Raw genomic sequence first — 25937 nt, 5'->3', positions numbered from 1 at the left:
TGTTCTCCCAGTCAATCAGTGTGGAAATCAGAAACGGGCGACGCCGTAAACGTTGGGTCGTAGTTGTCTTTGTTCGGCTTCACGGCAAACCGACAGCGCCATGGCCAGCACGCGCCGGGTATCTCGTGGATCGATCAAACCGTCGTCCCATAGCCGTGCGGTACCGAACAGGGCGGTGGAGCCGTCTTCAAGTTTCTTGGCTGTGGCCTGCTCCAGGAACGACAGGGTTTTTTCGTCCGGCTCGATGCCGCTTTTGCGTTGTTTTTCTTCAGCCACGATGCGCATCACCTTGCCGGCCTGGGCCGGGCCCATGACGGCGGTGCGGCTGTTGGGCCAGGCGAAGATGAATCTCGGGTCCAGCCCCCGGCCGCACATGGCGTAGTTGCCGGCGCCGTAGGAACCGCCTACCACCACCGCGAGCTTCGGAACCCGACAATTGGCCACGGCCTGAATCATCTTGGACCCGTGTTTGATGATGCCGTTCTGCTCGGAATGCGTGCCCACCATAAAACCGGTGGTGTTGTGCAGAAACAGGATTGGCGTACCGGCCTGGTCGCACAGCTGGATAAACTGCGCAGCCTTGGTAGAGCCGGCCGGTGTGATCGGGCCATTGTTACCGATGATGCCCACGCTGTGGCCCTGAATGCGGATGGTGCCGCACACGGTCTGGTTGTCGTAGTCGTTCTTGAAATCCAGGAAACGGGAGCCGTCGGCGATGCGGGCGAGGATTTCACGAACGTCGTAGGGTTTCTTGGCGTCCGAAGGAATCACCCCCAGCAGCTCGTCAGCCGGATACAGCGGCTCATCCCACTGGGGTTCCTGGCGCAGCGGCAGGTTTTCATTCCAGGGCAGGGCACCGAGAATTTCCCGGGCCTGGCGGATGCCATCGGCGTCGTCTTCGGCCAGGTATTCAGCGGTGCCAGCCACGGTGGCGTGCATTTCTGCACCGCCCAGTTCTTCATCGGTGGCGACCTCGCCCGTGGCCGCCTTCAGCAGTGGCGGGCCGGCCAGGAACATCTTGGCCTGCTCGCGCACAGTGATCACATAATCCGACAGACCCGGCTGATAAGCACCACCGGCGGTGGCGTTGCCATGCACCACGGTCACTTGGGGAATTCCGGCTGCGGACATCCGCGCCTGGTTGGCAAACCCCCGGGCGCCCAGCACAAAAATATCCGTGGCGTAGTTCAGGTTGGCGCCGCCAGATTCTGACAGCGACACCACCGGCAGCTTGTTCTCCATAGCAATCTGCTGAAGGCGCAGGGTCTTGTCCAGACCGGCGGGGGTAATGGTTCCGCCCTTGATGGCGCTGTTGCTGGCGACCACCAGACAGCGCACCCCGGCTACCCTGCCAATACCGGCAATAATCCCGCCACCGGCCATGGAGCCGTCTTTGTCATCGTGCATCTTGTAACCGGCCAGGGAGCACAGCTCCAGAAACTCACTGCCACGATCCAGCAACCGATTGATGCGATCCCGTGGCAGCAATTTGCCCCGCTTGGTAAATTTCTCCCGGGCCGATTCTGCCAGGTCCAGCACCTTCTGCTCCACGTCCCGGAAAGTGGTGATGTGGGCTTCCATGGCCTCTACATTGGCCCGGAACTCGTCGGACTGGGGGCTTATTGTTGTTTCCAGTACCTGCATGGGAAATCCTCAGTCGTCACTCAATACTTTCGGCGTTACCGCCCGATGGAAACCGTTATAGGGCTCATTGTTCTTCGCCTTCGGCATCGGCCACACACGCCCGCCCTGGGATGCCGCACCGTCAATCCGCAGACAATCGCCACTGATAAACGCCGCCCCCGGGCTAAGCAGGAAACAGATCGCCGAACTCACCTCCGATTCCGTACCCATCCGCTTGATCGGCACCGCATCCGCCAGGCTGCGAATCCACGACTTCATATGAGCCGGGTAATTATCCATCCCGCTGGAAGCAATCCACCCCGGCGCCACCGCATTCACCCGAACCCCGGACGGCGCCCACTCAACCGCCGCCGTCTGGGTAAAATTCACCATCCCGGCCCGGGCGGCCCCTGAGTGGCCCATGCCCGGCATACCGCCCCACATATCCGCCACAATGTTCACGATCGAACCGCCGGATTTGCTCAAGGCCTGTGTATAGGCCTCCCGGGAAATCAGAAAACCACCGGTCAGATTCGTGCGCACCACGGTTTCCCAACCCTTCTGGTTAATCCCCGTCAACGGAGACGCAAACTGCCCGCCGGCGTTGTTCACCACCCCGTTCAGCCCACCGTGGGTCTCAATAATCGCCTTCACCGTCGCCTTGACCGACTCCTCCTCACGGATATCGCAGGCATGAGCACTGGCAATACCGCCGTCTTCCTCAATCTCGGCCTTAACCGCGTCTACCTTCTCCTGCTTACGACCCACCAGCGCAACCCGGGCACCGAGCGCCGCCAGTTCGTGAGCCGTGCAGCGGCCAATACCGGAGCCACCGCCGGTCACGATAAACACCTGGCCTTCAAACAAGCCCGGGCGAAGAACAGACTGATAACTCATAAAAGTTCCTTATCTGAATACAAAGAATCCACGTAAAAAGTCGGAGCGCCCTGGTGGGGGAACGCCCTACAAAAATCTCGTAGGCCATGGATGGCCGGAGCGAAGCGCCACATGGATGTGCCGCAGGAGCGCTTTTTGTAGGGCGTTCCCCCACCAGGGTGCCGCCACCCAAGTTGTGGGCCTGAGCCCCAAGCAAGAAGCTTGCGCCGGAGAGTGATTAGAATGTTCATTGTGCTACCAAATTCGAAGGCACCGGCACAGGAAACTCCAGAAGCTGCTGCGCAAACGCCTTACCCTGCGGATCAATCCGCAAACTGGCCACACCACCGCCCCCAAGACTGTGCTCCAGCATGAAATTGAACGCATGCAACCCTGGCATAGACCAGCGCGTCACCTTGCCAGACTCCGGATTCAACGTATGCGCCATCCAATCTGCCACCGCCTGTTCCGTCAACGCCGCCTCAATATAAGGAACATACTCCGGATCCCGCGCAATCACCCCGATATTGCTGTGATCACCCTTATCCCCGGACCGGGCCCACGCCAGCTGGATCAGCGGCACCGTGGTATCCGCCGCCACCTCCATCCGTGACTCCGGCTCAGCCGCCAGAGCACCCGGATCGAAACCACCCTCGGTAGCCACCACCACCTCAGACTTCTCGCCTGCCAGATCCACCGAAACCGCCACTTCCGATTTTGGTACCAGGCAAGAGAACAAACGAATCTTCGGCCAAACGGTTGGCCGACCACCGACAATGCCGGTGATACCCGGTGCCATCCCCGTGGCAGCCTGGGCGATTTCCCGTGAAAAAAGCACCAGTGCCTCTTTCTTCGGGTGGGCGGTGGCAATCTTCACCACCACTTCCCGGCATTGATCGCCCTTGCCATGGGCGCCGTAAGTGGTCTCGGTACCCAGCAACTCGATGCTGGTTTCGGAATAATCCGGCAGGCCGCGCTCCACAAACATCACCGAGGTTTTGCCAAGAATCGCCTCTGCGACTTTCTGAGCCTTGGCGGGCGCGTTTATGCCAGCGAGCAAAAAGGTGACCGTGCACTTGAAGCCATCCGGCCAGGTGCCAGATACCTTGTAGCTGTCGGTAGGTGGCAGACCTTTGGCACCGGAAACGCGAACCTGATCCTTACTGATTTCCTCAAGTGCAACCTGGGTGAAATCGCAGGTAACGTCGGGCAGCAGATAGGCCCTTGGATCACCAATCTCATACACCAACTGCTCGCTTACCGTGCCCCGGCTGACCAGACCGCCGGTGCCTTCGGGCTTGGTCATTACAAAGTCGCCGGAGGCGCTCATCTCAGCAATGGGGAAGCCCATATTGGCGTAGCCGTCGGCCACATCTTCCCAGTCGGTAAAGTTGCCACCGGTAGACTGGGCGCCACATTCCAGCAAGTGCCCGGCCAGGCTGCCCTGGGCAAGTTTGTCGTAATCGTTCCAGCGCCAGCCGAATTCATGCACCAGCGGCGCCAGCACCAGCGCGCTGTCCGCTACCCGGCCGGTAATAATGATGTCGGCACCCTGTTCCAGGGCAGCCACCAGGCCTGGTGCGCCCAGGTAGGCATTCAGGCTCACCATCATGGCGGGGAAGGGCTGGCCGGTGGTCATCTCGGTGACGCCGGCATCGGCGAGCTTCTTTTTCTTCATCAGCAGGTCGTCGCCCAGCACCAGGGCGATTTTCAGATCGACCCCCGCTTTTTCGCACAACGCCTGCAACGCATCCCGGCAAGCCACCGGGTTCACGCCGCCGGCGTTGGCCAGCACCCGGATGCCTTTTTCTTTAATGTCGCCCAGCAAAGGCGCCATAACGGTTTCCACAAAATCCCGGGCATAGCCCTGGGTGGGGTCCTTCATCTTCTGGCCAGCCATGATGGACATGGTGATCTCGGCCAGATAATCGGCCACCAGATAATCGATGTTGCCCCGGTGCACCAGCTGGGCGGCTGCCGTTTCGGTATCACCCCAGAAAGCGGCGGAGCAACCGATGCGGATGGTTTTGTTGGCGTGTGACATGTTCTTGGCCTTGTTGTGAAGCCCGCGTCGGCGGGAAGTTATCCAACGTTGACAATGACAATACCAAGCAAGCGCTTGGTTTGTAAACAGGCAAATCTCGGGTAGAATAAAAAGTCCCACCAAGACAACCGGATGGCCTTTGTGAACCAGAACCAGATTCTTCAGTCCTTGATTGCCGAACAGCTCGTTTCCGACCCTGCCAGTGCCCGCGGGCGCTTGTTAAAGGAAGCCGCCAGGTTATTCCGGGACAAAGGCTATGAGCGCACCACTGTGCGTGATCTGGCGGCAGCCGTCGGCATCCAGTCCGGTAGTCTGTTCCATCACTTCCGAACCAAAGAGGAAATTCTGAAGGCGGTTATGGTTGAGACCATCCGTCTCAATACCGCTTTGATGCAGGCGGCAGCCGACAGCGAGGAGTCCCCCCGGGGCAAGCTTCGGGCGTTGGTGCGAAGTGAGCTGGAATCCATTAATGGCCAGACTGGCGAAGCCATGGCAGTGCTGGTCTATGAATGGCGTAGTCTCTCGGAGGGCTCTCAGGTCCAGGTGCTGGAATTGCGGGAGATATACGAAGGGCTGTGGCTATCTGTTTTGGAGGAGCTTAACGAGCTTGGCCAGCTCAAGGCGGATCCCTTTATCGTAAGGCGGATGTTGACCGGAGCGCTGAGCTGGACGGTGACCTGGTACAAACCCGAGCGCGGTGGACTGACGCTGGACGGGTTGACCGATCAAGTCATGGCGATGCTCGGACTGTAACAACAGGTTACCTTTGGAACTTATTGTTTTATATCAATTAGTTTAAATTTTTGTGCTTTCCTTAGAGGCCATTGGCCCGATCGGCATATAATTTTCGGCATTCCAGCCATTCTTGTCTGACAAAAATCAAAGCATTCTTCGCGTCGTAGAGACCAGTTCCTCGGGGAACAGCCCGGATGTTGGCTGTGAAGGTTCTGGTTCACGGTTTGACGACGCGAATATGTGATAAAAAAACACTCGTCATTCCTTACTGACAAAAACAAAGCAAGACAGGGCAAATTATGTTCTACCCAGAGGTTTCCCTAGTGGGCCGTAGTTCGGCCCTGCTCAAACAGTTCGCACTTGCAGGACTGGCGATGGTCCTGGCCGGCTGCTCCGCCAACCCCATATATACGACGACGGGTATGGTGCTCTCCAGCTACGCAGAGTCTGAGGCAACACCTTATGTGCTGCAGATGTCGGACACTGAAATGGCGTGCGCGCTGGGTGAGGGTACTGATCCTCTCGTCTACTCCTTTTCTCGCGTAACCTCCGCGCCTGACAGCACCGGGTCACTGCTTATGCTGCTGGCCGGCAATTGCATGGAATACCGTGCCTGGAACGCAGAACTGGACTATCTCCGTGCCCAGTACAATGGCGATGTGCCTGCTGCAAAAGACGCCCGTGAGCGCGCCAAGCGTTTGTACGCCACTACGGCCTCGCGCCGATACAATGCCTATCTTCGGGCCATGGCAGCCTACGATTTTGATCCGGCTGCCGAGCCCATCGAGTGCCCTTTCCTGTTTACCGATCAGGACGAACTGACGTTTCTGTTGGGGCTTCTGACCGGTATGCAGGCCATCGTGAACGACTCCAACTCAGGTGCGCTTGCAGGCGTGCCTCGTAATATAGCGCCGAGGGCAGAGCGTGCCGCGCAATGTGTTGACAACGAAAAATGGGGCGGTTTGCCCAATGCTGTTCGCGCGCTGGTCTGGTTGCTGTTGCCCGATACCCGTCCCGAGCTGTCGCCTGACCCTTGGCAGGTGCTTGAGAACAGCTCCGAAATGGGCGTGAATGCGGGTATTCGGGCATCCCACGCGGTTCAGATCGTAGCTGCTGAAACCTTTGGACGCCCTGATGTGCTCGCCGATGCCATTGCGCACTTCGCCGACGCCGACGACCGAATCGACGTATGGGACGATTACCGATTGGTGGATGAAGTGGCTCGAACCATCGTTCAGTTTTCCTCAGACAAGCACTGGACTGCCGAATATGGTCACCGCACGCCGCGCAATTTCTTCGGCAAGATGAGCCCGGAACGCGCCAGAACCAATACCGAAACCATGGACCTGGACGACCTGCTCTGAGAGCAGGCCGCCAGGCCCTGACCCAGTTTCAACGATAAACACAAGAATGACCCGGAGGTCGTCATGATCCGTAAATCCCTTGCCGCTCTGTCGTTGGCCGTTGCTGCTCCGTTGGCATCAGCCCAGACAGTTTCCATGTGTGTGTTTGACGTTATCGGCGCCAACGGCGACGTATACAATCTGGTCAAAGACTACGCCCTGGAAATGAAAGCCCATGGAGTGGACTTCAATCTTCGCCCCTATACCGACGAAGGTGTGGCCGTTGGTGATTTTAACGCCGGCCAGTGTGACGCCGTTGCCGCAACCGATATCCGGACTCGGCCGTTCAACAAGTTTACGGGCAGTGTCAGTGCGGTTGGCGCCATTCCGACCTATGATGACCTGGAAACCTTGTTGGCGACACTGGCCCAGCCCAGGGCGGCATCTCTGATGAAGTCCGGCGGCTATGAAGTGCTGGCGATTGTGCCGGCCGGTGCGGGGTATTTGTTCGTCAACGACCGAAGCATCAACACCGCAAGCAAACTGGCCGGGAAGCGAATGGCCACTCTCGATTATCAGCGTGATGCCATTCATATGGTGAATCACGTTAAGGCAACGGTGGTTCCATCGGATATCACCAACTTCGCTGGTAAGTTCAATAACGGCTCCGTTGATACCGCCTATGCGCCAGCGTTCGCCTATGAAGCCCTCGAGTTATACAAGGGTATCGGTGATAAAGGCGGTATTGTTGACTACCCACTGGCCCAGTTGACTATCCAGATCATTGCCCGCGAAGGCGTTCTGGATGATGACACCGCGCAGAAATCCCGTGAAGTGGCCTGGGATATGTTCCCGCAGGCGATGAACCTGATCGAGAGCCAGGAGAAAGCGATCCCTGAAAAGCAATGGATTCGAATTCCGGACCAGGACATTACTGGCTACCAGGAGATGTTCCGTGAAAACCGTCTGGAAATGCGTGATGGCGTGAACGGTGCACCGAGTGTGTACGACCCACGCATGATGAGTCTGTTGAGCAAAATTCGCTGCGCCAGTAACCCGGGCGCGTCTGAGTGCACGGCTGACAACCGGGAATAATCGGAGAGAAAACACATGAACTGGCGCGCGATGACTGCCTCTGGTGCAAGGACGCTCTACCCCGTACACAGGATACATGGGGTTATTCTACTGCTTTTGCTCCTGTCAACTCTGCTGCTGGGCATGGGGAATTCCCTGCACTCCAGAATGTTGTGGATTGGTGAGCAGGTCTGGCCGAACTATTATCTGCTGAACCCGGATGCGACCGAACCCACCTGTAATATGTTCGTGGATGTGGATGCCGAGGTTGAGCGCAGGATTCAGGCTTACAAGCCTGATCCGGACGATTTGTTCAGCTCCCCACCAGATGCGGATGCGCTGAGGCAGTCTCTGCAGAGCAACGTGGCCCTGTGTGAGCAGCGCCACCTGATGTATGCCGAGAACCAGAAGCACGCCACATGGGCACTGGGTGCCTACAAGAGTTTTGAACAGGGACTGGCTGGCTTTCTGCTGGACAACATTGAACTGACCAAGTACCTGTTCATCGCCATGTTTGCCATGGCTGCTGCGATCTCGGCGCTGGACGCGGACCACATTGCCCTGCGGCTGTCCCGCAACCGGTCAGAGTGGCGCTTGAGCCAGGGCGTGCAGTTCATCGTCAACGGTTTGATGGTGCTGTCCCTGAACGCCTATCTCGGGCGATTATCGACATCGCCGGGCACGGAAAACACTATGATTTTGCAATACGCCTGGGCCGGTGTATTCGGAATGTTCATGGTGATCAACGCCATTCGCTTCTTCCACATACCCGAGCGCATGAAGCCCGGCAGCCTGAGCTTGTCATCGAGCCTGGTCATCCCGTTGTATTGCATGATGGGTTTGATAGCCATGTCCTACTTCTTCTTTGTGGACGGCTACACTTCGGGCCTGGCGATCTACTTCGGCATGATGGCGAACCTGTCTTCCATGTTCATCAACATCGGCCTTTATGTGCTGGTGGGCATGATGCTCAAGCAGACCCGGGTGCCGGAATTGCTGCTGAACATCGTCAAGCCGTTCAATCTGCCGGCGCCTATGCTGGCCTCAGTGATTATCTTTGCCACCGCCTTCCCGACGGCGTTCACGGGTGCCTCCGGTATTTTTATTCTTGCCGTGGGTGGTGTGGTGTATGACGAACTGAGAAAAGCGGGTGCCGGGCGGCAGTTGTCCCTGGCGACCACCGCGATGTCAGGCAGTCTCGGGGTGGTGCTCAACCCGTGCCTGCTGATTGTGGTAATCGCAGCACTGAACAAAGAAGTGACCACCTCTGAAATGTACGGCTGGGGCTTCTGGGTGTTCATTCTGTCTGCCAGCCTGTTCTCGTTCATCGTGTGCAAGACCGAAGGTAACTGGAAGCCCAGGCCGGCACCGGGTGCTTTGCGTCTTGCGCTGAAACAACTGTTGCCACTGGTACCTTATGCACTGACTGCCGCCGCTGTGATCTTTGCAATCTGGGTGGTCCTGGGCCTGAAGTTCAATGAGTACAGTGCGCCGATGATTCTGCCTTTGGTGATGCTCGCCCTGGTGGTGTTGGACTCTGGAAAGGAGAGTAAGGAACTTTCTGTTTCCCGGATGCAAACGTTCTTTGAACGCAGCAGCAATGCTGCCAGTGATTCAGCCGTTCACATCGGCGCGCTGCTGGCCCTGATCGGCTTCTCCATCTGCCTGGGCGGTATTCTGGAGCGCTCCGACATTGTCCATGCGATTTTCCCGGAGACCCTGACCAGCCCCTGGATTGCCATGATGGTCATCGTAGTGATGCTGACGCTGATCGGCATGGTGATGGACCCGTTCGGTGCGGTGATTCTGGTATCGGCCACCATCGCCCAGCCAGCAATACAGATTGGCGTAGACCCGCTGCACTTCTGGATTGTGTGCCTGGTAGCCTTCGAGCTGGGTTACTTGAGCCCGCCTGTGGCCCTGAACCATCTGTTAACGCGGCAGGTGGTTGGTGAGACTGAAGTGCTGGCGGCAGAGCGCACGGGTACTTTCTGGCACCGTTACCAGCGCCTGCTGTTGCCGCTGGCGGTGATGATACCCAGCTTGCTGCTAGTGGCCTTTGTGCCGATGCTGTTCTACGCCTTGTAGTTGGCGTGAAGACCGAAAGCCCGTGGAGTTCTGCTTCACGGGTTTTCTTGTTTTGGGCTTAACTTCGGCAAACGGAGCAGGTTGGAGGGGCTTTCTGAAACACGCTGTGAATACGTCCATGTACGCTCCGCTCCGCCATCCATGGCTCCGCAGGGTTTCAGAAAGCCCCTCCAACCTGCTCCTCCATCCTCGCGCTCATTTTACCCGAGCCGGGATTAAACGATTTTGGAACTTTTGTTCTATAGTCTGCGTATGGATAAGGACGTTCATAAAAAAATAGGTAAAGAGGGTAACCGTGAGAAGAACATTGCCGCAGTATCTTGTGCTTTCGGGAGTGGTGTTGTTCGCAGGATGCGGTGGTGGTTCCGGAAGTTCTGAATCCCAGCCCCCGGCCATTGATCTTGGCCCTTTATCTGGTGTGATCAGTATCGAATCCGGCAGCCGGATTGATCAGGACACGATGGATCAGTTGCGGTTTACCGATGCCAGCCCTGCTTCGGGTGCCCAAACCCTGCCGGCCAGTTTTGTTCTTGCCGGGTTTGTCAGTTCGCGAAATGGTTCCTATCCGTTGCTCAACGGCCAATTGTTCAGTTACGCGGCTGACCCGGTAGATACCTACACCGTGCCGATGGGGCCGGGTGAAACGGTGATTCTGAGAAATTTTGGCGGCCGTGATGGAGTTGCGGAGCTTGAGTTGCGGGTGAGTGGAAATGGAGAGACTCCGCAACCAGAGCAAACCTCCCCGGAAACACCCTCAGTGAGCATCAGGTTGGATGATACTGCTGCTGTAGCCAATTACACGGTTGAAGTCAGTGTGACCGGAGACGGCCCTGCCCGCTACGTGCTGGTCAAAGCCGCCGACACCCAACTCGACAGCCTGAGCCTTGACTGGCCGGATCATCAGTTTCTACCGCAACAAGCCATCGTCACGCTGGATTCCAGTGCCCCTGGGGCTATGTCTTCAATGGCCGCCGGCACGGCCAACGCTGAGCGGCACCTGGGCGGCGCGGACTGGTTGATGCGGATGCCTGCCCAGGCGTCTTCCCGTGCTGTCAGTGCGACTCAAATGCAGGCGGAAACCCTGTCCTGGATTACCCAGCTTCGGCAGATGCCGGGTGTCAAAGACGCGGTGCCAAACTATCAGATGTCGAGCATGCAGAGCTCGCCGGTGGATGAACCTCTGTACCGTTTGCAGTGGCACTACGATCTGGTTAACGCGCCGGGTGCCTGGCAGTTGGTGCCTGAAGGCGGGACGACGGCGCGTGTTGCAGTGCTTGATAGCGGGCTTTTTAGCGAAGATCCAGACGCTCGCCCCTGGCATCTGGACCTCGATGAAAATGTGGTCGATGGTAAAGATTTTGTCGATGGCGACGATTTTCCCAGGGATCCGGGTAGCAGCGTTGGCTCCAACGTGTTTCATGGCACTCACGTTGCTGGAACGGTGGCTGCGGTGGTTAATGGTGAAGGCATTGGAGGGGTTGCTTTCGGATCGGCAATCGTTCCTGTCAGGGTTTTGGGAGAAGGTGGAACCGGCTCCTCCACCGACCTGATTGATGCTATACGGTGGGTGACAGGCCAATCTCCTGCTTTGAGTTCGCCTCGCGCCGACGTGGTCAATCTGAGCCTCGGTGGCTTGCCGAGGATTCAGGCGCTGGAAGATGCGATTGCCTTTGGGGTAGGGAGAGGCATGATCTTTGTCGGCGCAGCCGGAAACTCAGCAACGTCCACGCAATCGTTCCCGGCGGCATCACCCAACGTGCTGGCGGTCAGTGCCGTGGATGCCGCAGGTCGACTGTCGTCCTACTCAAACTTCGGAAGCTGGATTGATCTCGCAGCACCCGGCGGAGATGCCAGCCGGGATGGCAATAACGATGGCCGCGCCGATCTGATCTGGAGTACCAGTGCGGTGGGGCAGGCCGGTCAATTCGTTGCCAGTTATGCGGGCTTGCAGGGTACGTCTATGGCCACGCCTCATGTGTCGGGCGTCATGGCACTGCTGAAAGCCCAGAAAGACACCCTCAACTACAGCGAGGTTCGAGCCCTGCTGGAAAGCGGCGAACTCACCGATTATCCGGGAAGCCGAAACGACCAGTTGGGTTATGGCGTTCTCGATGCCGCGAGGGCGCTTCAGGCAAATCTGGAAGGCAGCGTAACGATTCTGTCGCCATCGCCGTCCCAGGTCTCGCTCAGCAATGAGGGGGTGACAAGTGCCACGGTGACCCTGAACCAGATTGGTGATGGCTCAATTTCCAACGTTGTTCTTACCGAAAACCTTGTCTGGCTCAGCTCAAACCAACCGACCCTTGAGAACGGGCGGTATGTATTCAATGTATCATTGGTGGAGTCGGAGATCGAACCGGATACTGCCTACAGGGGCGATGTCGTGGTTACTTATGACTCGGATCAGGAGCGGTCCGTTCGAATCCCCGTTATAGCCCAGCTCATCAGCGACGAACAGGCCCGCAACGCCGGCACCCACTTCGTCCTGCTGGTGGACACCACTCCGGATGATGACGGTTTCTATTGGGCCGAGGCCCAGGTTGCTGTGGAGGCCTCCAATGGCAGCTACGGTTTCCGCTTTGAATCCTGGGATGGAGAGGAGCCTCGCAGGCTCAATGAAGTCAGTCCGGGCGACTACTTTCTGGTGGCGGGCACGGATATTGATGGCGACGGCATCATCTGTCAGCCCGGTGAGGCCTGCGCGGAATACCCGATTTCCGGTTTGCGGGAGGTAATTACGATTGAGGAAGGCCAAAGCCTTTCCGATCTCCGGATGACCACCAGCTTTACCCGCCCGACGATTTCTGCGGAAACCCCGGACATCTTGCCCAGGCCGGGGTTTCAGGGTTACCGTTTGATCACGCCAGAGCGCGACAGCGCTCGCAATAACAGTGATAACCGACCCAGGACGACACAATGACAGATCGCATTCCCCGGCTGTTTGCCTTGCCGCTGGCAGCGGCCCTGATAACGGCTTGCAGTGCCACCGGCGGTGAAAACGCCGGCATGCAGCCCCAGGTGCGCCAGGTAACCCAGTCTGCCCATTGTGGCCTGACCGGACCAGGCGTCGCGCACGTGCGGACCGGTTCGGAACTGGAGGCATTGCTGGATATTGGCGGGCAGAATATGGCAACCGGTATTATTCGCCAGGTTAATCTTGAGAAAGAGTCACTGGTGATTGTCACCCTGGGCCAGAAGCCAACCGCCGGTTATAGCGTTGGGCTTGAGTCTGCCACGGCGGACAGGAAAACCCTGAAACTGGCCATGAAGGTAAATTCGCCCGCGCCGGACATGATGGTGGCGCAGGTGATTACCTCGCCCTGCGCGGTGCTTGCGGTAGCGGACAGCCAGTGGCAGCGCCTGGAAGTATCCGGGTTGTCTGGAACGCCGTTGTTGAAAGAGCTCGGAAACTAAAACCACTTGGCGTAGCCACAAAACAAACATTGATCTTTCAGCCCGAATCCCTAAGCTATGGCTCAGTTTTAACGACCACTTGCGGAGCCATGCCGTCACTATGAGCCAGCAACAATACAACGCCGATGCCATTGAAGTTCTGAGCGGTCTTGACCCGGTGCGCAAACGCCCGGGCATGTACACGGACACCTCAAGGCCGAACCACCTGGCTCAGGAAGTCATCGATAACAGTGTGGACGAGGCGCTGGCCGGCCATGCCCGCCGGATTGATGTGATCCTGCACAGTGACAACTCGCTGAGTGTGGAAGACGATGGTCGCGGCATGCCCGTCGATATCCACAAGGAAGAGGGCGTTCCGGGGGTAGAGCTGATCCTCTCCCGCCTGCACGCAGGTGGCAAGTTCTCCGAAGGCAACTACAACTTCTCCGGTGGTTTGCACGGGGTGGGTGTGTCTGTGGTTAACGCCCTGTCTACCCATCTGGAAGTGACCATCCGGCGGGACGGCCAGGTTCACCGGATGACCTTCGCCAACGGCGACAAGGCCTCCGAGCTGGAAGTGATCGATACCGTTGGCAAGCGCAACACCGGTACCCGGCTGAAGTTCACGCCCGATCCGAAATACTTCGACAGTCCCAATTTCTCCGTCAGCCGTCTGCGGCACAACCTGCGGGCCAAGGCGGTGCTGTGCCCGGGCCTGGTGGTGACATTCCTGCAGGAAAAAACCGGCGAGAAAGACGAGTGGTTCTATGAGGACGGCTTGCGGGACTACCTGCGTACTGCCCTGGCAGACATCGAAGCCGTGCCGCTTGAGCCCTTCACCGGCAGTTTCTCCGGTAATAAGGAAGCGGTGGATTGGGCGATCCAGTGGCTGCCGGAGGGCGGCGATGCCGTCATGGAAAGCTACGTCAACCTGATTCCCACCGCCCAGGGCGGTACCCATGTGAATGGCTTGCGCACGGGCTTGCTGGAAGCCATGCGGGAATTCTGTGAGTTCCGTAGTCTGCTACCCCGGGGGGTCAAGCTGTCGCCCGAGGATATCTGGGAGCGGGTGGCCTATGTGCTGTCGTTCAAGATGCAGGAGCCTCAGTTCTCCGGCCAGACCAAAGAGCGGCTGTCGTCCCGTGAGGCGGCGGCGTTTGTCTCCGGCGTGGTGAAAGACGCCTTCAGCCTGTGGCTGAACCAGCACACCGATATTGCTGAGGCCCTGGCTGAGCTGTTTATCAGCAATGCCCAGCGCCGGCTGCGGGCCAGCAAGAAGGTGGCCCGCAAAAAGGTGACCTCCGGCCCGGCGTTGCCCGGCAAACTGGCTGATTGCTCCGGTGCCGATACCACCCGTTCAGAACTGTTCCTGGTGGAAGGTGATTCGGCTGGCGGTTCCGCCAAGCAGGCCCGGGACCGGGAATTCCAGGCGGTGATGCCGCTGCGGGGCAAGATCCTGAATACCTGGGAAGTGGATTCCGGTGAAATTCTGGCTTCCCAGGAAGTTCACGACATTGCCGTGGCCATCGGTGTTGATCCGGGCTCAGAGGATCTTACCGGGTTGCGCTACAACAAAGTCTGTATCCTGGCGGATGCCGACTCCGACGGCCTGCATATCGCCACCTTGCTGTGCGCGCTGTTCGTAAAACACTTCCGACCACTGGTTTCTGCCGGCCATGTATTTGTCGCCATGCCGCCGCTGTACCGGGTGGATCTGGGCAAGGAAACCTTCTATGCCCTCGATGAGCACGAAAAGCAGGGTATTATCGACCGCCTGGCAGCCGAGAAGCGGAAGGGCAAGGTTCAGGTGACCCGTTTCAAGGGCCTGGGTGAGATGAATCCCCTGCAATTGCGCGAAACCACCATGGCGCCAGACACTCGCCGCCTGGTGATGCTCACCCTGGAAGAGGGTGATGACACCGATGAGCGAATGGACATGTTGCTGGGCAAGAAGCGGGCTTCAGACCGCCGGGTTTGGCTGGAAGCCTACGGCAATATGGCGGATATTGCGGTTTGATATTCCCTGCAGTGCTATAAAAATCATTACTTATTCTTTCTCAGAATTGATGAGGGCCGCTATCCTGCCAGTTTTCTAACCGGAATAACCGAGTTATGGACTGGCACGGATGGTTTTCCCTTGGGTTGGCGGGTGCCGCCCTGGTACTGATGAGCTCTGGCCGCTTTGCGCCGCATCTGGTGATGATGGCGGCATTGGTGGTGCTGAGTGCCAGCGGTATCATCGGCCCGGAACAGGCCCTTGCCGGCTTCAGTAATCCGGGGCTGATCACAGTGGTTGCCCTGTTTGTGGTGGCCTCCGGTGTTCACCATTCCGGGGGTGTTGACCTCCTGGTGCACTACATTCTCGGCAGCCCGAAAACCGTTCGCGGGGCCCAGGCCCGCATTGCCTTACCAGTCACGTTGCTCAGTGGCTTCCTGAATAATACGCCGGTGGTTGCCACCATGATTCCGGCCGTTCATGCCTGGTCCCGCAAGATTGGAATTGCCCCTTCCAAGCTGATGATTCCCCTCAGCTATGCCGCCATTTTCGGCGGAACGCTCACCCTGATCGGTACCAGTACCAACCTGGTGGTCAATGGTCAGTACCAGCAGCTGACCGGTGAAGAAGGCTTTTCAATTTTCGCCATTACCCAGGTTGGGCTGCCGGTTGCGATCATCGGGGTTGCTGTGATGTTGCTGGTACTGCCGCGGATGTTGCCAGACCGTAAAGACCAGCAGAAGTTCGGCTCGGTCAAAGAGTTTACGCTGGAAGTGGCGGTCGCGTTCGAGGGGCCGCTGGTCGGCAAAAGCGTAGGTGAGGCCGGGCTGCGGGAGCTGGATCGACTCTACCTGGTTGAAATTGAGCGGGATGGCAGCGTGGTGACGGCGGTGCCATCGGAAGAGCGTCTTCGGGGCGGTGACCGCCTGGTGTTCGCCGGCGATACCCAGGCAATTTCTGATCTGTTGCGGATCAACGGCATCGTGCCTTCGGTGCATGATGATGAGCCGTCTCTCAGCAAGGACCGCGCCGAACGACGTTTGGTGGAGGCCGTGTTGTCGCCCCAGTCTGATGTGCTTGGCCAGACCATCAGGGATGCCCGGTTTCGGGACCGCTACGGTGCCGTGGTGCTGGCGGTTGCGCGGGGAGGTGAACGGGTGCCGGGTAACCTGGGCAACATTCGCCTGAAACCCGGTGATGTCTTGTTACTGGAAGCTCGCCCTGCGTTTGTCAGCCGGCAGCGATACAACAAGGATTTCCTGCTGATCAACGACCTTGAGACAGAAGCGCCGCGCCATGACCGGGCCTGGTTGTCCTGGGGCATTTTGCTGGTGTTGGTCGGGCTTGCCGCCTGCGGCATCATGACGATGCTCAACGCTGCCCTGGTAGGAGCATTCGTGATGATCCTTTCCGGCTGTTGTACGGTTGGCCAGGCCCAGAAAGCGGTAGACGTTCCGGTGATTCTCACGATCGCCGCTTCCTTTGCCATGGGCGGAGCGCTGGAACAGACGGGAGCGGCGAGTTATCTGGCCGGTGCGGTGTTCAGCCTGAGCGATGGCCACACCCTGCTGGCGTTATTGCTGGTTTACCTGGTGGTGTCAGTGCTGACGGAAGTCATCACCAATAACGCAGCCGCCGTCCTGATTGTGCCGGTGGTGCTATCGCTCACGTCTGCGATGGGCGTGGATTCCGAGCCGTTTATCATAGCGGTGATGATGGCCGCTTCGGCAAGCTTTGCCACACCACTGGGTTATCAGACCAACATGATGGTGTTCGGGCCGGGAGGCTACCGTTTCAGCGATTTTATCCGGGTTGGTTTGCCGATGAATGTCTTTATCGGCCTGGTGACGGTTGGAGTTATTTCTGTGGTTTACGGTGTTTGATGGGGGTTGGCGAGGATATCGCAGCACAAAACCTGCAAACGCCCCTTATGCTGGTAGGCCAGTGACAGGGTGACGCACATATAGGCGCCGGTTACGCACAGGTAGGGTGTTGTAACGTGCAGGTTCTCAGGCTGAGCCAGGGCCTGGCGCAGGTATTGCTGGCGGAACCAGTCGGCGCTGGTGGTGTTCTCCAGCGGCCGGAAACGGGGGTCCCGCTTCTCAATGGCGGAGTCGGAGACCAGGGTGTCTTCAATCTGGATGCCCTTGTCATCCGCGAGATAGCAGCGGGATACGGCGGGGTGGTTCAGCAGTTCAAAGCAGGCCTGTGACATCAGGCTGCCGTCCTGCAGCCGTTCAATGGCCCGCCGGAACGGCCCGTTGAAATAGTTGACCAGTTGCTGTGTGGGGTCCTGGGTGATCTGTTTGCGCTTCTTGTATTCCTGAAGTAATTCTTCGAGGTCTGCGGGCGTGTGGGGCAGTTCCCCGAGTTCAAGGCAAGGGCGCCGGAAATAGAATCCCTGTACAAAGTCCACGCCAGCATCGATGGCTATCATGGCCTGATCACGGGTTTCCACGCCTTCCAGTAGTACCAGGCATCCCGACTGGTGAAGCAGTGACACCATGCCATTCAGAATCTGCCGTGCCCGCTGATCGTCAGTGGCGCGGGTCAGCAGCGTACGATCCAGTTTGACGATATCTGGCGACAGGTTCCAGATTCGCTCGAAATTCGAGTGGCCAGCACCAAAATCATCGATCGCGGTGAGGCAGCCAAGTTTCCGGTAGTAGGCGACGGTATCTTTCAGTCTCTCAGCATCGTCTGTGGGCTGCTCAACAATCTCCATCACAATTCGATGGGGTGGTAGCCCGGTTTTCTTCAGAAGCGCCCCAAAGAACGAATCCGACTGGCTGCCACTGGTCACCACCCGGGGGGATACGTTCAGGAACAGCCAGTTCAGCTGATCTTTTATGCCGCTGTAGTTACGAATATGCAGGTATCGACACAGCCGGTCCAGCAGAAGGTTTTCAGCGTCGGTGTCCGGAAGTTCAAACAGGTGGTTGGGAAGTACAGCCGCGTTGTCGTTGTCGAACGCCCGGATCAGGGCCTCATAACCAACGGTCCGTTTGTGGGAGATGCTGTAAATCGGTTGCAGGGCGGTTCTGAGCTTTAGCCCTCTGAAATCGGCTGTCCAGGTCTCTCCTTGCTGAGTGAGCATGGGCGAGAGCAGGTCCAGTTCTGGCGCTGGCAGGATATCGGTAAGGCTGTGGGACATAGGCGAGTCTGAACCGTTTAACGAACGCATCAGGAGCAGCAGTTGTGGTGCTGACCACTGAACTGTTAGCCAGAGTGCCCACATCCCTGGCACGTTTGCCTGTATTTCAAGGCGTTAACTGTTTAGCTAAAGCGCAGATTGCCAAAAAACAGGAATCATTACCACTGTTTAACCGGTAAAACTCGAAACAGTTTGTGACTTTGTGTTGGTATGGGGAATTCGGGGCGGGGCTTTGGAGAGCAGAACCCCCGGCAGGCCGGGGGTTCAGAATGGAGCATATTAATTGTTGCTGGGTACTACTACGGATTCGTCGAATTCCAGTTCCATGTCGTTTCCTCTCGGTCACTGAGGCCCCCGACGGGGCGAATTAAAGTATGTGAGAAGTTTAGCGTTGCTGTGAATTTGCACAATCCGTAGAACCCGTATTCGACCAAAGTGGCCAGTGCCAGCCCCGGTGTCCGCCAGAGACTTGATCAGATAATTTGATGCATCCCGGCAGAATATTTTGATTTTCACCCGGCAGTTCGGGGCCTAGACTGACCTAAACGTATCAGTCGCACAGGGTGGCTCAGTCCAGGGATGGAGGATTTCCCAAATCATGAAATTACGAAATACCAACACCGCCTACGGTCTGATCGCTGTCAGTTTGCACTGGCTGGTGGCGCTGGCGGTCATTGGCCTGTTCGGGCTCGGCTGGTGGATGGTGGAACTGTCCTACTATGACCCTTGGTACCGACAGGGCCCACACATTCACCGGAGCATTGGCATCCTGTTGTTCATAGTGGTGGTGGCCCGGCTGTTGTGGCGAGTTGTGACTCCGCCTCCCAGGCCGCTGCCTGAGCATCAGCGGTGGGAAGTGATTGCCGCCCATGGGGCCCATGGGTTGCTCTATCTGCTTCTGTTCGTAGCCATGATCAGTGGATACCTGATTACCACGGCCGATGGCTCGTCCATCAGCGTATTTGGCTGGTTTGAGGTGCCTTCAGTCACCGGCCGGATCAGGGGGATGGAGGACACCGCGGGTGCGGTCCATTACTGGAGCACCTGGGCACTGGTCGGGTTGGCCGGGCTGCATGCCCTGGCGGCCTTGAAACACCATTTTATTGATCGGGATGCCACGCTCAGGCGCATGCTTGGCCGCGGTTGACGCAGATCCGAAGACCGAAACGATAACCATGACTCACTCAGGGAGAAGACCATGAAAAAACTCTTGCTCGCATCCGCCGTTTCAGTGGCACTGATTGGCACTGCCAATGCCAATGCCAGCGAACACAGCGGCACCTATGCCTTTGATAAAGAGGGCGCCCACCAGTTCATCACCTTCAAGATTTCCCATCTTGGCTACAGCTGGCTGTATGGCCGGTTCAACGACTTCGACGGCGAATTTGCCTACGACGCCGAGAACCCGGAGAACAGCACGGTCACCGTTACAATCGACACGGCCAGTGTGGACTCCAACCACGCCGAGCGCGACAAGCATTTGCGCAGCAAGGACTTTCTGCACGTGAGTGAGTTCCCGCAGGCCACCTTCAAAAGCAAGCGGGTGGTTGTGGATGACGACGGCGAGGCTGATATCATCGGCGACTTCACCCTGCGCGGCGTGACCCGTGAGATCACCCTGGAAGCCGAAATGCTTGGCCACGGTGAAGACCCCTGGGGCGGCTACCGTATGGGCTTTGAGGCCGAGACCGAATTTCGTCTGAAGGATTTCGGTATTCCGATGGATCTGGGTGAAGCCTCTGAAACCGTTGAAATCAAGATCTCCATCGAAGGCATTCGTCAGTAATCCTGATTGAAACCTCTGTCTCAGGTTCCGGGGTTAAACCCGGAACCTGCCTGTCTGTTGCTCCAGTTCTGAAGCATAGTCCTTAAGTGACTCGCTGATCCCATCGATGGCACGAGAGCGCTCAGCGCTGGCCGCGGCCAGGTCGTTAATGTCGGTAATGCTGCGATTGATCTCGTCCACAACCTGGGTTTGTTCTTCGGTGGCCGATGCCACGCTGGTGTTTACATCGGTGATATTGGAGATCGCCTCCAGAATGGCTTGCAGTTCCTGCTCCGCTTCGGTGGCCAGTTTTTCTGTCTCAGCTGCTTCTTTACTGCCGGTTTCCATCACATTGACCACATCCGAAACGCCAGTCTGCAGTGCTGTGATCATGGTCTGAATATCCTCGGTGGACTGTTGTGTGCGTTGGGCGAGCGTTCGCACCTCATCCGCCACCACCGCAAAGCCCCGGCCTTGCTCACCGGCTCTTGCGGCTTCAATGGCAGCGTTCAGGGCCAGCAGGTTGGTTTGTTCGGCGATACCGCGAATCACATCCAGAACCGAGGTGATGTTGTCAGAATCATCAGACAGCTTGCGGATCACACCAACCGCCTTGGAGATCTGGGCCGCCAGCCGGTGCACCTGCCTGGATGAATTCCGGATGATTTCGGCACTGTTCTGCCCCTTGAGGTCTGCTTCCCGGGTGATCTCGGCCGCCCTTGAGGCATTCCCGGCAACTTCTTCGATCGCGCTTTGCATCTCATTGATGGCCGTTGCCACCATGGATATCGAATCGGTCTGTCGGGTAACGCCCTCGTTGTTGTCCCGCGCAGCAGACGCCAGTTCAGTGGCGCCCTGGCCCAGATCCCGGCTCAGGGTCTGTATTGAGCCGATCATGCCCTGAAGGTTCTCCAGTACCTGATTGAAACTCCTGGCCAGTTGCCCCAGATCGTCCTCCACGGCCACCGGTATTCGTTGGGTCAGGTCGCCTTCACCCTGGGCAATATTATCGAGCTGGCTGCGCAGGGCTTGAATGGATCGGATGATCAGTCTGAGGAAAATCAGGAACAGGGCAATACTGATAACGATGGCCGCGACCGTGATAACGGTAATGGTTACGGTGCTGGAAGTGCCTTCGGCGCGGGCTTCGGCATAGCGAATCTGGGCCTGTTCATCCGCATGGCCTTCGGCCCTGTCGTAGAATGCCCGTAGCCGCTGGAACAGCCCGATGGTTTCAGTGGCGGCAAGGTTTCTGGCTTGTGTTCCGTCCCCCCGCTGTGCCAGTGCCAGAACCTGGCGCGCAGAGCGCTCCCATTGGTCAAAGGCCTGGTCAAAGCCCCCGGTCACAGAGCTGATCCCTGTGCCCCGTAGCCGCGCTACGCTGTCGGTAAAACGCCGGCGTGCCTGCTCCACGTTCTCCTCGAAATCTGCGATGGCGTCTGTTGTGTCTTCACCATTCAGGGTCTGGTCGACCACCATCATCTGAGCAACTAAAGCCTGATACAGGTCGCGGTCACCGTTGAGGATTTCGGCAACCGACGGCAGGAAGGTAACGGCAATATCTTCAGTGCTTTCCACCAGGTTTTTGGCTGTCAGCATGCCGAATCCACCGGCGACAACCAATGCCAGAGCGGTGATGAAAAAGGGCAGGGCGATCTTGGTGCGCAACCCCAGATTGTTTAAAACGTTCATTCAGCCTCCAGATTATTGTTGTTGCTCTAGAGGCTAAGCGTAGCAGGGGGTGGGGCGTTGTCACCCTGAACATGAGGGTGGAATCTTGATTTAGCTCAGGATTTGATGACGAATCAGGGTTGTTGCACGTTGCCGGATTGTTCACTGGTTCGGCACAGATGCCGTTGGCGCCAGAACTGGGCGATAAAGATGACAACGCCGATGACCAGACCGGCCCAAAGGTAAGGCTCCGGCATCTGGAATGATCCACTGATGGCGAATTCCACCAGCAGCATCAGCGCGACGGCCAGGGTGGCGTTCACCAAGGCTGTCACCAGGGCGTGCCCGCAGGCTTTGAGATTGGGTTTCATAGGTTTCCGCTTGTCAGGGGATAAAACGGCTTTCTATTCACTGTGGCGAGAATACGGTGCACCTTACAGACTCTCCATGCGGGAATTCCGCTATTGGAAATTGGTGTATCGTTGCTTGCGTCCATATAATGTGCGCCACATTGCCCGGTGTTTGTGCCGGGTTATCGGGGCTGCATCAAAGCCGCATTTCAAAACAGGCAGTTAAGGCAAAGAGGCATCTATGCCAGAGTTTCAGACAACGGATGAAGGTTTCGAAAGGGTATCGCTACGGGATTATACCGAGAAGGCCTACCTCGACTACTCCATGTACGTGATCCTGGACCGTGCATTGCCCAACGTAGGGGATGGGCTCAAGCCGGTGCAGCGTCGGATTGTTTATGCCATGTCGGAGCTGGGGCTGAAATCCACCTCCAAGTACAAGAAATCTGCCCGTACCGTTGGTGATGTGCTGGGTAAGTTCCACCCCCATGGTGACAGCGCCTGCTATGAAGCCATGGTGCTGATGGCGCAGCCGTTCTCCTATCGCTACCCGTTGGTGGATGGTCAAGGTAACTGGGGCTCGCCGGACGACCCGAAATCGTTCGCCGCCATGCGTTACACCGAATCCCGCTTGGCTGCCTTTGCCGATGTTCTTCTGGGTGAGTTGGGGCAGGGAACCGTGGACTGGGCGCCGAACTTTGATGGCACCATGGAGGAGCCGTCCGTTCTGCCAGCCCGGTTGCCTCATGTCCTGCTGAACGGCACCACCGGCATTGCCGTGGGCATGGCCACCGATATTCCGCCGCACAACGTGCGAGAGGTCACCGCCGCCTGCATTCGCTTGCTGGATGACCCGGAAGCCACCGTTGACCAGCTCTGTGAACACATCAAGGGGCCGGATTTTCCCACCTATGCGGAAATTATTACCCCCCGCAAGGATCTGAGGCAGATCTATGAAACCGGCCGCGGCTCTCTGCGTATGAGAGCGCGCTGGGTTCGTGAAAGTGGCGAGATCGTGATTACCGATCTGCCACATCAGGTATCCGGTAACCGGGTGCTGGAGCAGATTGCCCAGCAGATGCAGGGCAAGAAACTGCCCATGGTGGCGGACCTGCGTGACGAATCCGACCATGAGAACCCTACCCGCCTGGTGATTGTGCCCCGCTCTAACCGGATCGATCTGGATGGCTTGATGGCGCACCTGTTTGCCAGTACCGATCTGGAGAAAACCTACCGGGTTAACATCAACGTTATTGGTAATGACGGCCGCCCGGGTGTGAAGGGGCTTCGCCAGATTCTGACCGAGTGGCTGGCCTTCCGTAAAACCACGGTTACTCGCCGTCTGCAACATCGCCTGGACAAGGTTCTGGCCCGGTTGCACCTTCTCGAAGGTTTGTTGATTGCCTATCTCAACATCGATGAAGTGATTGAGATCATTCGTACCGAAGACAAGCCCAAGGCCGTACTGATGTCCCGGTTTGGCCTGTCAGCAGACCAGGCGGAAGCTATCCTTGAGCTGAAATTGCGCCACCTGGCAAAACTCGAGGAAATGAAAATCCGCGGTGAGCAGGACGAACTGGCCGCGGAAAGGGATGAGCTGCAGGCCATTCTGGGCTCGGAAGACCGCCTGCGCGAGCTGATCAAGACCGAACTGCAGCAGGATGCCGAAACCTACGGTGATGACCGCCGTTCCCCCATTGTCGCCCGTGAAGAGGCCAAGGCCTTCAGTGAGATTGACCTGGTGTCCAACGACCCGGTCACTGTGGTGCTGTCGGAGAAAGGCTGGGTGCGGGCTGCCAAGGGGCACGACATTGATCCGTCCGGGCTCAGTTACAAGTCTGGCGACCGCTTTGCGCTGGCTGCCAGGGGCAGAAACAATCAGCAGGCCATCTTCCTCGACAGCACTGGGCGTGCCTATGCGCTCATGACTCACAGTCTGCCGTCTGCCCGAGGGCAGGGCGAGCCTCTTACCGGCCGGATCAACCCACCGTCCGGGGCGACCTTCTCTGGCCTGCTGATGGGAAATCCGGAGCGTAAAGCGCTGCTGGTCACCGACGGCGGCTATGGTTTCGTGACCTCGTTGAACGACATGATCAGCAAGAATCGAGCTGGCAAGGCGGTGGTGTCTGTGCCCAAAGGGGCCCGAATCATGCCCCCTGTGCTGATCCCAGAGACAGCAACAACCCTTTACCTGGCGGCTATATCCAACGAGGGGCGGATGCTGGTTTTCCCGCTCAGCGAATTGCCGGAACTGGCCAAGGGTAAGGGCAACAAGATCATCAGCATTCCCTCTGCCCGCGTTCAGAATCGTGAGGAGTATGTGGTGGCTGCCGCCGTCTTCGGTGAAGAAGACCAACTGGAGGTGAAGGCCGGCAAACGCAAACTGGGTCTGCGTTTTGCAGATCTGGAGCATTATCTTGGTGAGCGTGGCCGGCGTGGTCACAAATTGCCCAGAGGGCTCCAGCGGGTAGACGGCATTGATGTGATTCCGTCTGCGGCCCGTGCCCAGGAAGAAGCGCAGGACGTGGAGGGCGCCGACAGTGAGTGAGCTGGTTCTGGTAAATGTGTCCGGGCGAGATAAGCCCGGATTGACCTCGGAGATCACCGGGATCATGGGGCAGTACGATGTCCGGATTCTGGATATTGGCCAGGCGGTGATTCACGACCACCTGACCTGGGGCATACTGATCGAGATCCCGGATGAGTCGAAATCGTCCCCGGTGATCCGTGACGTTCTTTTTCGACTGCATGCCCTGGACCTTCAGGTGCGCTTTGCCCCCATCACGGTGGAGGAATACCAGGCATGGGCCGAAGGGCGTAACCGGGCCTGCTACATCGTTACCCTGCTATCCCGTGACATCAAGGCCGAACAGATTGCCCGGGTATCGGCCATTACGGCCCGGCATGGGCTGAACATTGACAACATTACCCGCCTTTCTGCACGCCCGTCGCTCAATCAGGGGGAGAACCGCATTGCCTGTGTCGAGTTTTCGGTGCGGGGGACGCCGTCAGACCTGGAACAACTTCGGGCGGACTTCCTGCATATTGCCGGTGAGATGAACGTGGACATCGCCTTCCAGGAAGACTCCATTTTCCGGCGAAACCGCCGGTTGGTGGTGTTTGATATGGATTCCACGCTGATTGAGGCCGAGGTGATCGATGAGCTGGCCCACGAGGCTGGCGTGGGCGAGCAGGTTGCGGAAATAACCGAGCGTGCCATGCAAGGTGAGCTGGACTTCAGCCAGAGCTTTGCCGAGCGGCTGGCGCTGCTCAAAGGCCTGGATGAGTCGGTGCTTGAAAGTATTGCCGGTCGGCTGCGTATGACAGAGGGGGCTGAGCACCTGATCCGAAGCCTGAAAGCGCTGGGCTACCGCACCGCGATTCTCTCTGGCGGCTTTACCTACTTTGCCCGCCACCTGCAGCAAAAACTGGGCATTGACTACGTGTATGCCAACGAACTGGACATTGTCGACGGCAAGGTGACCGGCCAGGTCAAAGGCCAGATTGTGGATGGCAAGCGCAAAGCCGAGCTGCTGCTCGAGATTGCCGAAAAAGAGCATATCTCAAGGGAGCAGGTCATCGCCGTGGGTGATGGTGCCAACGACTTGCCGATGCTGAGCCAGGCGGGCCTGGGCGTGGCCTTCCGTGCCAAGCCGCTGGTCAAGGAATCGGCCCGGCACTCCATTTCCACCCTGGGCCTGGACGCCATTCTGTACCTGATCGGTTTTCGCGAAAGTGATACCAATCAGACCCTCCAGAACAGCAGCCTGTGAATGCAAAAAGGGCGAGGTTCTGACACCTCGCCCCTTTTTCCTCTATCCGGAA

Annotated in this window: 18 protein-coding genes; 12 read left to right on the top strand and 6 right to left on the bottom strand. The window is 57.9% G+C overall.

Going from position 1 to position 25937, the window contains the following annotated elements; translation table 11 throughout:
* Positions 1-27 precede the first annotated feature (27 nt).
* The 3 genes from RVM24_RS10660 to RVM24_RS10650 form a co-directional block, all read right to left on the bottom strand.
* Positions 28-1644 carry an acyl-CoA carboxylase subunit beta gene (locus RVM24_RS10660; protein ID WP_374812324.1) on the bottom strand — a complete coding sequence of 539 codons (1617 nt, stop codon included), beginning with the start codon at positions 1642-1644 and terminating at the stop codon, positions 28-30.
* Between the two features lie 9 nt (positions 1645-1653).
* Positions 1654-2520: an SDR family oxidoreductase gene (locus tag RVM24_RS10655; RefSeq protein WP_286251095.1), complete on the bottom strand. Its 867-nt coding sequence runs from the start codon at positions 2518-2520 to the stop codon at positions 1654-1656.
* A gap of 226 nt (positions 2521-2746) precedes the next feature.
* Positions 2747-4543 (bottom strand): acyclic terpene utilization AtuA family protein, encoded by a 1797-nt coding sequence (locus RVM24_RS10650; protein WP_374812322.1) that lies wholly within the window; start codon positions 4541-4543, stop codon positions 2747-2749.
* A gap of 132 nt (positions 4544-4675) precedes the next feature.
* Here RVM24_RS10650 and RVM24_RS10645 point away from each other — a divergent pair, with 132 nt between their 5' ends.
* The 8 genes from RVM24_RS10645 (at position 4676) to RVM24_RS10610 (ending at position 17055) form a co-directional block, all read left to right on the top strand.
* Complete coding sequence (locus RVM24_RS10645; protein ID WP_138437157.1) at positions 4676-5296, top strand: TetR/AcrR family transcriptional regulator; 621 nt, start codon at positions 4676-4678, stop codon at positions 5294-5296.
* Between the two features lie 281 nt (positions 5297-5577).
* Positions 5578-6642 carry a hypothetical protein gene (locus RVM24_RS10640; protein WP_061331603.1) on the top strand — a complete coding sequence of 355 codons (1065 nt, stop codon included), beginning with the start codon at positions 5578-5580 and terminating at the stop codon, positions 6640-6642.
* A 63-nt stretch (positions 6643-6705) separates the two neighbouring features.
* Positions 6706-7716: a putative solute-binding protein gene (locus RVM24_RS10635; protein ID WP_106694973.1), complete on the top strand. Its 1011-nt coding sequence runs from the start codon at positions 6706-6708 to the stop codon at positions 7714-7716.
* Between the two features lie 15 nt (positions 7717-7731).
* Positions 7732-9783 (top strand): TRAP transporter large permease subunit, encoded by a 2052-nt coding sequence (locus RVM24_RS10630; RefSeq protein ID WP_106694974.1) that lies wholly within the window; start codon positions 7732-7734, stop codon positions 9781-9783.
* A 295-nt stretch (positions 9784-10078) separates the two neighbouring features.
* The gene (locus RVM24_RS10625) at positions 10079-12703 is read left to right on the top strand and encodes a S8 family serine peptidase (protein ID WP_374812320.1); all 2625 of its coding nucleotides are present in this window, start codon (positions 10079-10081) and stop codon (positions 12701-12703) included.
* A complete protein-coding gene (locus RVM24_RS10620) occupies positions 12700-13197 on the top strand; it encodes a protease complex subunit PrcB family protein (protein WP_061331600.1) in 498 nt (165 codons plus the stop codon). Before RVM24_RS10625 ends, RVM24_RS10620 begins: the two co-directional genes overlap by 4 nt.
* Positions 13198-13297: 100 nt before the next feature.
* On the top strand, positions 13298-15193 hold the full coding sequence (gene parE / locus RVM24_RS10615) for a DNA topoisomerase IV subunit B (RefSeq protein WP_374812318.1): 1896 nt from the start codon (positions 13298-13300) through the stop codon (positions 15191-15193).
* A gap of 95 nt (positions 15194-15288) precedes the next feature.
* Positions 15289-17055 carry an SLC13 family permease gene (locus RVM24_RS10610; protein ID WP_374812316.1) on the top strand — a complete coding sequence of 589 codons (1767 nt, stop codon included), beginning with the start codon at positions 15289-15291 and terminating at the stop codon, positions 17053-17055.
* Here the strand turns inward: RVM24_RS10610 and RVM24_RS10605 are convergent.
* Positions 17043-18326, bottom strand: a complete 1284-nt coding sequence (locus RVM24_RS10605; RefSeq protein ID WP_061331597.1) for an EAL domain-containing protein — start codon at positions 18324-18326, stop codon at positions 17043-17045. The two genes, RVM24_RS10610 and RVM24_RS10605, sit on opposite strands and share 13 nt — an antisense overlap.
* 598 nt (positions 18327-18924) lie before the next feature.
* Here RVM24_RS10605 and RVM24_RS10600 point away from each other — a divergent pair.
* Together RVM24_RS10600 and RVM24_RS10595 are read left to right on the top strand one after the other, a co-directional pair.
* Entirely contained in the window at positions 18925-19473 is a 549-nt protein-coding gene (locus RVM24_RS10600) for a cytochrome b (protein ID WP_061331596.1), read from the top strand.
* 51 nt (positions 19474-19524) lie between these two features.
* Positions 19525-20112, top strand: a complete 588-nt coding sequence (locus RVM24_RS10595) for a YceI family protein (protein WP_431475387.1) — start codon at positions 19525-19527, stop codon at positions 20110-20112.
* A 33-nt stretch (positions 20113-20145) separates the two neighbouring features.
* On the opposite strand, the gene RVM24_RS10590 is transcribed toward RVM24_RS10595, so the two are convergent.
* Together RVM24_RS10590 and RVM24_RS10585 are read right to left on the bottom strand one after the other, a co-directional pair.
* Positions 20146-21783: a methyl-accepting chemotaxis protein gene (locus tag RVM24_RS10590; protein ID WP_431475386.1), complete on the bottom strand. Its 1638-nt coding sequence runs from the start codon at positions 21781-21783 to the stop codon at positions 20146-20148.
* 113 nt (positions 21784-21896) lie between these two features.
* Complete coding sequence (locus RVM24_RS10585) at positions 21897-22133, bottom strand: hypothetical protein (RefSeq protein WP_061331593.1); 237 nt, start codon at positions 22131-22133, stop codon at positions 21897-21899.
* 220 nt (positions 22134-22353) lie between these two features.
* On the opposite strand from RVM24_RS10585, the gene parC reads away from it, so the two are divergent.
* Positions 22354-24660 (top strand): DNA topoisomerase IV subunit A, encoded by a 2307-nt coding sequence (gene parC, locus RVM24_RS10580; RefSeq protein ID WP_431475385.1) that lies wholly within the window; start codon positions 22354-22356, stop codon positions 24658-24660.
* Positions 24653-25885, top strand: a complete 1233-nt coding sequence (serB, locus tag RVM24_RS10575) for a phosphoserine phosphatase SerB (RefSeq protein WP_061331591.1) — start codon at positions 24653-24655, stop codon at positions 25883-25885. Before parC ends, serB begins: the two co-directional genes overlap by 8 nt.
* Positions 25886-25937 lie beyond the last annotated feature (52 nt).

It is taken from the genome of Marinobacter sp. KM021 (assembly GCF_050707965.1).
Lineage (GTDB): Bacteria > Pseudomonadota > Gammaproteobacteria > Pseudomonadales > Oleiphilaceae > Marinobacter > Marinobacter shengliensis.
This window is presented reverse-complemented; position numbering and strand designations above follow the sequence as displayed.

Coding starts and splice junctions, on each gene's coding strand:
- RVM24_RS10635 (WP_106694973.1), top strand. CDS start 6,706: ATGATCCGTAAATCCCTTGCCGCTCTGTCGTTGGCCGTTGCTGCTCCG.
- RVM24_RS10650 (WP_374812322.1), bottom strand. CDS start 4,543: ATGTCACACGCCAACAAAACCATCCGCATCGGTTGCTCCGCCGCTTTC.
- parE (WP_374812318.1), top strand. CDS start 13,298: ATGAGCCAGCAACAATACAACGCCGATGCCATTGAAGTTCTGAGCGGT.
- RVM24_RS10605 (WP_061331597.1), bottom strand. CDS start 18,326: ATGTCCCACAGCCTTACCGATATCCTGCCAGCGCCAGAACTGGACCTG.
- RVM24_RS10620 (WP_061331600.1), top strand. CDS start 12,700: ATGACAGATCGCATTCCCCGGCTGTTTGCCTTGCCGCTGGCAGCGGCC.
- RVM24_RS10655 (WP_286251095.1), bottom strand. CDS start 2,520: ATGAGTTATCAGTCTGTTCTTCGCCCGGGCTTGTTTGAAGGCCAGGTG.
- RVM24_RS10630 (WP_106694974.1), top strand. CDS start 7,732: ATGAACTGGCGCGCGATGACTGCCTCTGGTGCAAGGACGCTCTACCCC.
- parC (WP_431475385.1), top strand. CDS start 22,354: ATGCCAGAGTTTCAGACAACGGATGAAGGTTTCGAAAGGGTATCGCTA.
- RVM24_RS10610 (WP_374812316.1), top strand. CDS start 15,289: ATGGACTGGCACGGATGGTTTTCCCTTGGGTTGGCGGGTGCCGCCCTG.
- RVM24_RS10590 (WP_431475386.1), bottom strand. CDS start 21,783: ATGAACGTTTTAAACAATCTGGGGTTGCGCACCAAGATCGCCCTGCCC.
- RVM24_RS10585 (WP_061331593.1), bottom strand. CDS start 22,133: ATGAAACCCAATCTCAAAGCCTGCGGGCACGCCCTGGTGACAGCCTTG.
- RVM24_RS10595 (WP_431475387.1), top strand. CDS start 19,525: ATGAAAAAACTCTTGCTCGCATCCGCCGTTTCAGTGGCACTGATTGGC.
- RVM24_RS10640 (WP_061331603.1), top strand. CDS start 5,578: ATGTTCTACCCAGAGGTTTCCCTAGTGGGCCGTAGTTCGGCCCTGCTC.
- RVM24_RS10660 (WP_374812324.1), bottom strand. CDS start 1,644: ATGCAGGTACTGGAAACAACAATAAGCCCCCAGTCCGACGAGTTCCGG.
- RVM24_RS10645 (WP_138437157.1), top strand. CDS start 4,676: ATGGCCTTTGTGAACCAGAACCAGATTCTTCAGTCCTTGATTGCCGAA.
- RVM24_RS10600 (WP_061331596.1), top strand. CDS start 18,925: ATGAAATTACGAAATACCAACACCGCCTACGGTCTGATCGCTGTCAGT.